The organism is Candidatus Methylomirabilota bacterium, assembly GCA_035315345.1.
Classification (GTDB): domain Bacteria; phylum Methylomirabilota; class Methylomirabilia; order Rokubacteriales; family CSP1-6; genus CAMLFJ01.
The window spans coordinates 1-5,986 of sequence record DATFYA010000154.1 but is presented as its reverse complement, the minus strand read 5'-3'; the positions used below and the strand labels follow the sequence as shown (position 1 = coordinate 5,986).

Genomic DNA, 5,986 nt, shown 5'->3' with positions numbered 1-5,986 from the left:
TGCATCGTGGTGGTGCTGCGCGACATCGAGGGCCTGGCCTACGAGGAGATCGCCCGGGCGCTCGATCTCGAGCTGGCACCGTCCGCTCGCGCCTGCATCGGGCGCGCGCGGACCTGAAGGACAAGCTGGAGCGCTTTCTGCCATGACCTGCGACGACGCGCGCGAATCCCTCTCGGCCTTGCTCGACGAGGCCCTGACGCCGGACGAGCGGCGCGCGGTCGAGTCGCACCTCGAGGGCTGCCCGGAGTGCCGGCGCGAGCTGGAGGGCCTGCGCGAGACGGTGGCGCTGCTCCACCGGGTGAGCCCGGCGCACGCGCCGGCCGGCTTCGTCGATCGCGTGGTGGCCGCCGCGCAGCCGACGCCCTGGTACCGCCGCGTGTTCTTCCCGCTCTGGGCCAAGCTGCCGGTCGAGGCGACCGCGGTGGTCATGGTGGCGCTGCTCGCGGTGTATACCTTCCAGCGCACGCCCGCGCTGCAGCAGGCGGCGCGTTACGAGGCGCCCGCTCCTTCCGGCCGGGCCGAGACGCCGGCCCCGCTCGGTGATGTGCGCAAGGAGCAGGAAGCGACGCCGGCGCTGCGCGGCGCGCCGCCCCTGGCCCTGGGCGCTCGGAGCGCGGAGCGCGGTCGAGACGCCACGGTCGCGCGCGAGAGCAAGCGGCCCACCGAAAGCGCACCCGCGGCCGCTCCACCGCCGGTCGCCTCGCCGAGCCCCGCCGTCCCCGCCCCGGCTCCGCCCTCGGTCCCCGCCCCGGCGACGCCCGCGCCGCCGCCCGCTCAGTCCGGCGAGGCCCCGGCCACCGCCCGCGGTGACGCGCCGCCGACGGCGAAGACGGAGACGCCGGCCGCAAAGTCCGCCGCTCCCGCCGAGAACGTGGCCGGCCCTGCGCGGCCGGAGACCGACGCGCGTCGGCAGGCGCTCGATCGCGCGGGCGGCGCCAGTCGCGTGGCGCCGACGGGCCCGGGCGTCGCGGCCAAGCGCGCGCCGCCCTCCGCCGACGTCGTGGCGCGCGTCGCGGTGAAGGACCGCGACGCGGCCGAGCGCGAGCTGGCCTCACTCATCGCCCGGGTGGACGGGCGTCAGACGCAGCGCCGGCGCGAGGACGACGCGACCGTCGTCGAGGCCCTCATCCCGCAGTCGCGCTACGCCGAGTTCTCCCGGGCCCTCGCCGCCATCGGGCCCTGGCGCGTCGAGGCGGAGCGCCCGGACCTGCCCAGCCAGGTCCACGTCATCCTGCGACTGGAGTAGCCCGGCGGGAACTTTCCTCCGGCCGTCCGGTCCAACCCTTCAGCGACACCGACTCCCGGTCCTGGAGGACACGATGCGTACCCCGACGAGACCCCTGATCGCCTTCATCCTGACCCTGACCCTGGCGATGCCGTCCGGCGCGGGCGCCGCCCCGGTCGCCATCACCGGCGCCGACCAGCGCGAGGTCATGGTCACCGTCTACAACGGAAATCTCGGCCTCGTGAAGGACGTGCGCGAGATCCGCCTCGAGCCCGGCGTGGCCGAGGCCCACTTCGCCGACGTGGCGGCCCAGATCGATCCGACCTCGGTGCACCTGCGCTCGCTGACCGATCCGTCGGGGCTCCGCATCCTGGAGCAGAACTACGAGTACGACCTGCTGTCCAGCGAGAAGCTGATGGAGAAGTACGTCGGCCGGAAGGTGCGCCTCTACCAGTCCAACGGCACGTTCCAGGAGGCGACGCTGCTGTCCACGCGCGGGCCGGTCTATGACATCAACGGCCAGATCCACATGGGCCACTTTGGCAGCGTGGTGCTGCCCGCCCTGCCCGAGAACCTGGTCTCCAAGCCCACCCTGGCGTGGCTCCTGCGGAACACGCGCCCGACCCCGCAGCGGGTCGAGGCCTCGTATCTCACCGGCGGCATCAGCTGGAAGGCGGACTACGTCATGCTGATCAACGCCGCCGACACCCGGACCGATCTGACCGGCTGGGTGACCATCATCAACCAGAGCGGAGCGACCTACCGGGACGCCGCCCTCAAGCTGGTGGCCGGGGACGTCAATCGCGCGGGCAGCCGGGACGACGCGCGAAAGGCCCTGGAGTCGGTGGCCCGCGCGGCCTCGCCCGCGCCGGAGCGGGACTTCAGGTCGGAGGGCTTCTTCGAGTATCACCTCTACTCCCTCGACGGGCGCACCACCATCAAGGACAGCCAGACCAAGCAGCTCACGCTGCTGTCCGGCGCCGACATCCCGGTCGACAAGCGCTTCATCTACAACGGCGCGGCCGGCTACTTCCGGAGCCAGTACGGCACGCCGATCTCCAGCCAGAAGGTCGGCGTCTACCTCGACCTCAAGAATGCGAAGGACAAGGGGCTCGGCATGCCGCTGCCGAAGGGCCGGGTGCGCGTGTACAAGGCCGACACCTCGGGCAGCCAGCAGCTGATCGGCGAGGACTGGATCGACCACACCCCCAAGGACGAGCGGGTGCGCATCAAGATGGGCGAGGCCTTCGACGTGGTGGGCGAGCGCGTGCAGAAGGAATGGAAGCGGGTCGCCAGCAATCTCTACGAGGTCGAGTGGGAGATCACCCTGCGCAACCACAAGACCGAGGCGGTGACCGTCGAGGTGAACGAGCCGCTGCCCGGCGACTGGGAGATGCTGAAGTCCTCGCATCCGCACGACAAGCCCCAGGCCCACACCGCGCGCTTCAGCCTCCCGGTGGCCAAGGACGGTGCCACCACCCTGGTCTACCGCGTGCGGGTGCGCTTCTAGATGTGCCCGCGGCTCCGGTTGACAGGCGGGCGGGCCGAGGCGACCCTGAGGCATGCGGCGGATGCTCCTGGCCTCGCTGGTCCTGCTCGCCTGGCTCCCGGCGGCCGGGGCCGACGAGACGCCGGTGTCCCGCGGGGTGCAGGCCATCCGCGGGATGACCGGCTGCTTCCTGGTCGACTACAGCTACGTCGAGGTCGAGGACCTCAAGCCGGGCTACGTGCGCGATCCTCGCGTCTACGACGTCAACCGGGACAAGTCGGCCAAGGAGTGGATCACCGCCGAGGTGCTGTCCCCGCAGAGGATCTGGCTCCGGCGCATCCTGTTCCTCGCCAACCTCGACGGCACGACCCGGTCGGGCACCGAGCTGCGGCATCAATCAGAGGACTGGCAGTACGACGCTCCGTTCCTCTACGATTTCGTCGCTCCGCTCACCTGGCACGTGCGGGACCTGAAGGCCACGCCCGGCCGGTGGACGCGCCGGGTCACCAACCTCGACGACGGCCCGCGCTACCAGTGTGCCGCGCCGTGGAGCGATGACCGCGCCTACCCCGAGTGGTCGTGCTCGAACTACGCCCCGATCCCCGGGCGCGAGACGCGCGACATGGGGCGCTCGGACTACCAGACGCTCCAGCGCGGCACGCGGATCGTGATCTACGGCCCGGCCGGCGGCGGCAGCTGGATCGAGCGGCAGAACAACGTCAAGACCATCGACCGCGAGGGCACGCGGACCCCGCTGGTGCGCGAGCTGGGCAAGAACTGGTACGTGAGGCTGCCGGACTCGGAGTGCGCGGGCGCGCAGGCCTTCGCGGCCCCGCGTCAGGCGTTCTGGACGCTGCTGCGCGAGACGTGGGACGGCGTGCTCGACGGCTCGGGGCCCTTCGTGGAGCGCCTGCCCGCGGGTCAGCCGCCGCGCTTCGTCAAGATGTTCGAGCTCGAGGAGGAGACGATGGGCAAGGACCTCTCGGACCCGGCGACGCGCGAGCTCACGCGCCGGCGCATCCTCGAGATCATCAAAGAGTACCGCGGGCAAGAGTACCGCGCGCCCTAGCGTCCGGCCGGCTCGACCAGGAGGAGGTACAGGTCGAGCAGATTGGTGTTGGTCGGGCCGGTGGTCACCAGATCGCCGAGGGCGTCCAGCATCGGGTTCGCGTCGTTGTTCTCGAGCCGCGCCCGCGGATCCTGGCCCAGGGCCCGCGCCCGCCGTGCGCTCTCCCCGTCGACGATGCCGCCGGCCGCGTCGGTGGGCCCGTCGGTCCCGTCGGTGCCCGCGGCGAGCGCCACGATGCCGCCGACGCCCTCCATGGCCAGCGCGGCGGCCAGCGCGAACTCCTGGCAGCGCCCGCCGCGTCCGCGGCCCCGCACCGTCACGGTGGTCTCGCCCGCTGCGATGACGCACGCGGGCGCGGCCACCGGGCCGCGGCCTTCGCGGATCTCGCGCGCCAGGGCGACCAGCCGGGCCGCCGCCTCGCGCGCCTCGCCGTCGAGCGACCGCGTGAGGACGTGGGGTCCGTAGCCGAGCCGCACCGCCTCGTCGGCCGCCGCGTCGACCACCAACCGGTTGTTGCCGATCACGGTGTTGGTGACGTGGCGGAAGACCGGATCGTCCGGCTTGGGCGTCTCCGGGATCTCGCCACGCTCCCCGCGCCGCAGGCGCTCCACGATCGACGGGGGCGTGCGCGAGCGGAGATCGAAGCGGTCGAGGATCGCGAGGGCCTCCGCGAACGTGGAGACGTCGGGGGCGGTCGGGCCGGAGGCGATCACGTCCAGCGGGTCGCCGATCACGTCCGAGAGCAGCAGCGCGTGCACCGGGGCCGGCGCGGCGGCGCGCGCGAGCTGACCGCCCTTGAGCAGCGAGCAATGCTTCCGCACCGCGTTGAGCTGGTTGATGTTGGCGCCGGCCGCGAGCATGAGCCGGGTCATCGTCTGCTTGTCGCCGAGCGTGATCGGCGGCACCGGCGCGGGGGTCAGCGCGGAGCCGCCGCCGGAGACCAGGACCAGCAGCACGTCGTCCGCGGTTGCGCGCTCCGCGATGGCGCGGATCTCGCGCGCCGCGGCCTCGCCGCGCGCGTCCGGCACCGGATGGCCGGCCTCCACGAGCCGCACGCGGCGGGTGTCGGCCCGGTAGCCGTCCTTGACCACCACGAGCCCATCGACGATGCGGTCGCCCAGCACCTGCTCGGCCGCGGCCGCCATGGCCCCCGAGGCCTTCCCCGCCCCCACCACGGAGACGCGCGCGGTCGCGGGTAGCGGGACGTCGCCGAGGGCGCGGCGGACCAGCGGGTGGACGTCGGCGGCCCGCAGCGCGGCGTCGAAGACGGCGCGCGCGGCGCCGCGGAGGCTCACCGCCGCAGCTTCTGCAGCCGGCGTCCCGCCTCGATCAGCATGTCGTCGGTCTTGGGGAAGCAGAAGCGGATCTTGGTGCGGCCCAGCTCGCGGTGGGCGTAGAAGGACGAGCCGGGCACGGTGGCCACGCCGACCTCGCGGATCAGGTGCAGCGCGAACTCGTGGTCGTCGCGGCAGCCGTGCTGCTTCATGAAGTGCTCGGCCTCGGTCAGGATGTAGTAGGCGCCGCGCGGCGTGTAGGCCACGAAGCCCGCCTCCTCCACCCGGCCGAGCAGCAGGTCGCGCCGGGCCTGATAGCTCTCGCGCAGGGACACGTAGTAGGCGTCGGGCAGGCCGAGCGCGGTGACGGCGGCCTCCTGCAGCGGGTGCGGCGCGCCCACCGTGATGAAGTCGTGGGCGCGGCGTATTCCGAGGGACAGGTCCGGGCTCGCGATGGCGTAGCCCACGCGCCAGCCGGTCACCGAGTAGGACTTCGAGATCCCGGAGATCGTCACGGTGCGGTCGGCCATGCCGGGCAGCGTGGCGATCGGGGTGTGGCCGAGGCCGTCGTAGACGATGTGCTCGTAGATCTCATCGGTGATCGCGAGCAGGTCGTGCTTCAGGCAGAGATCGGCGATCACCTGCAGCTCGGCCCGCGAGAAGACCTTGCCGGACGGGTTGTTCGGGCTGTTGAACACGATCGCGCGCGTCCGCTCGGTGACCGCGCGGGCGAGCCGGTCGGGGTCGAACGAGAAGTCGGGCGGCTCGAGCGGCACGAAGATCGGCTCGGCGCCCGCGATGATGCAGCCCGGGCCGTAGTTCTCGTAGAACGGCTCGAAGATGATGACCTGGTCGCCCGGGTTCAGCACCGCCAGGAGCGTGGCCAGCATGGTCTCGGTCGAGCCGCAGCACACCGTGACGTGGCGGTC

At 72.5% G+C, this 5,986-nt stretch carries 5 protein-coding genes and 1 pseudogene; 4 read left to right on the top strand and 2 right to left on the bottom strand.

All coding sequences use genetic code 11. The features are described 5' to 3' along the window. The 4 genes and pseudogenes from VKN16_20300 to VKN16_20285 all read left to right on the top strand — a co-directional run bounded on the left by VKN16_20300 (nucleotide 1) and on the right by VKN16_20285 (nucleotide 3,783). Nucleotides 1–146, top strand: a pseudogene (locus tag VKN16_20300) (sigma factor-like helix-turn-helix DNA-binding protein). Further along, a complete protein-coding gene (locus VKN16_20295; GenBank protein HME96547.1) occupies nucleotides 143–1,246 on the top strand; it encodes a zf-HC2 domain-containing protein in 1,104 nt (367 codons plus the stop codon). Before VKN16_20300 ends, VKN16_20295 begins: the two are co-directional and overlap by 4 nt. Nucleotides 1,247–1,319: 73 nt before the next feature. Then, nucleotides 1,320–2,735 carry a DUF4139 domain-containing protein gene (locus VKN16_20290; protein ID HME96546.1) on the top strand — a complete coding sequence of 472 codons (1,416 nt, stop codon included), beginning with the start codon at nucleotides 1,320–1,322 and terminating at the stop codon, nucleotides 2,733–2,735. Between the two features lie 52 nt (nucleotides 2,736–2,787). Beyond that, on the top strand, nucleotides 2,788–3,783 hold the full coding sequence (locus VKN16_20285) for a DUF6607 family protein (GenBank protein ID HME96545.1): 996 nt from the start codon (nucleotides 2,788–2,790) through the stop codon (nucleotides 3,781–3,783). Here the strand turns inward: VKN16_20285 and VKN16_20280 are convergent. Together VKN16_20280 and VKN16_20275 are read right to left on the bottom strand one after the other, a co-directional pair. Continuing rightward, nucleotides 3,780–5,078 (bottom strand): DUF4147 domain-containing protein, encoded by a 1,299-nt coding sequence (locus VKN16_20280; protein HME96544.1) that lies wholly within the window; start codon nucleotides 5,076–5,078, stop codon nucleotides 3,780–3,782. The genes VKN16_20285 and VKN16_20280 overlap by 4 nt on opposite strands. After that, nucleotides 5,075–5,986, bottom strand: a 912-nt coding sequence (locus tag VKN16_20275; protein HME96543.1) for an aminotransferase class I/II-fold pyridoxal phosphate-dependent enzyme, incomplete at its 5' end; no start/stop codon positions are given. The genes VKN16_20275 and VKN16_20280, both read right to left, overlap by 4 nt.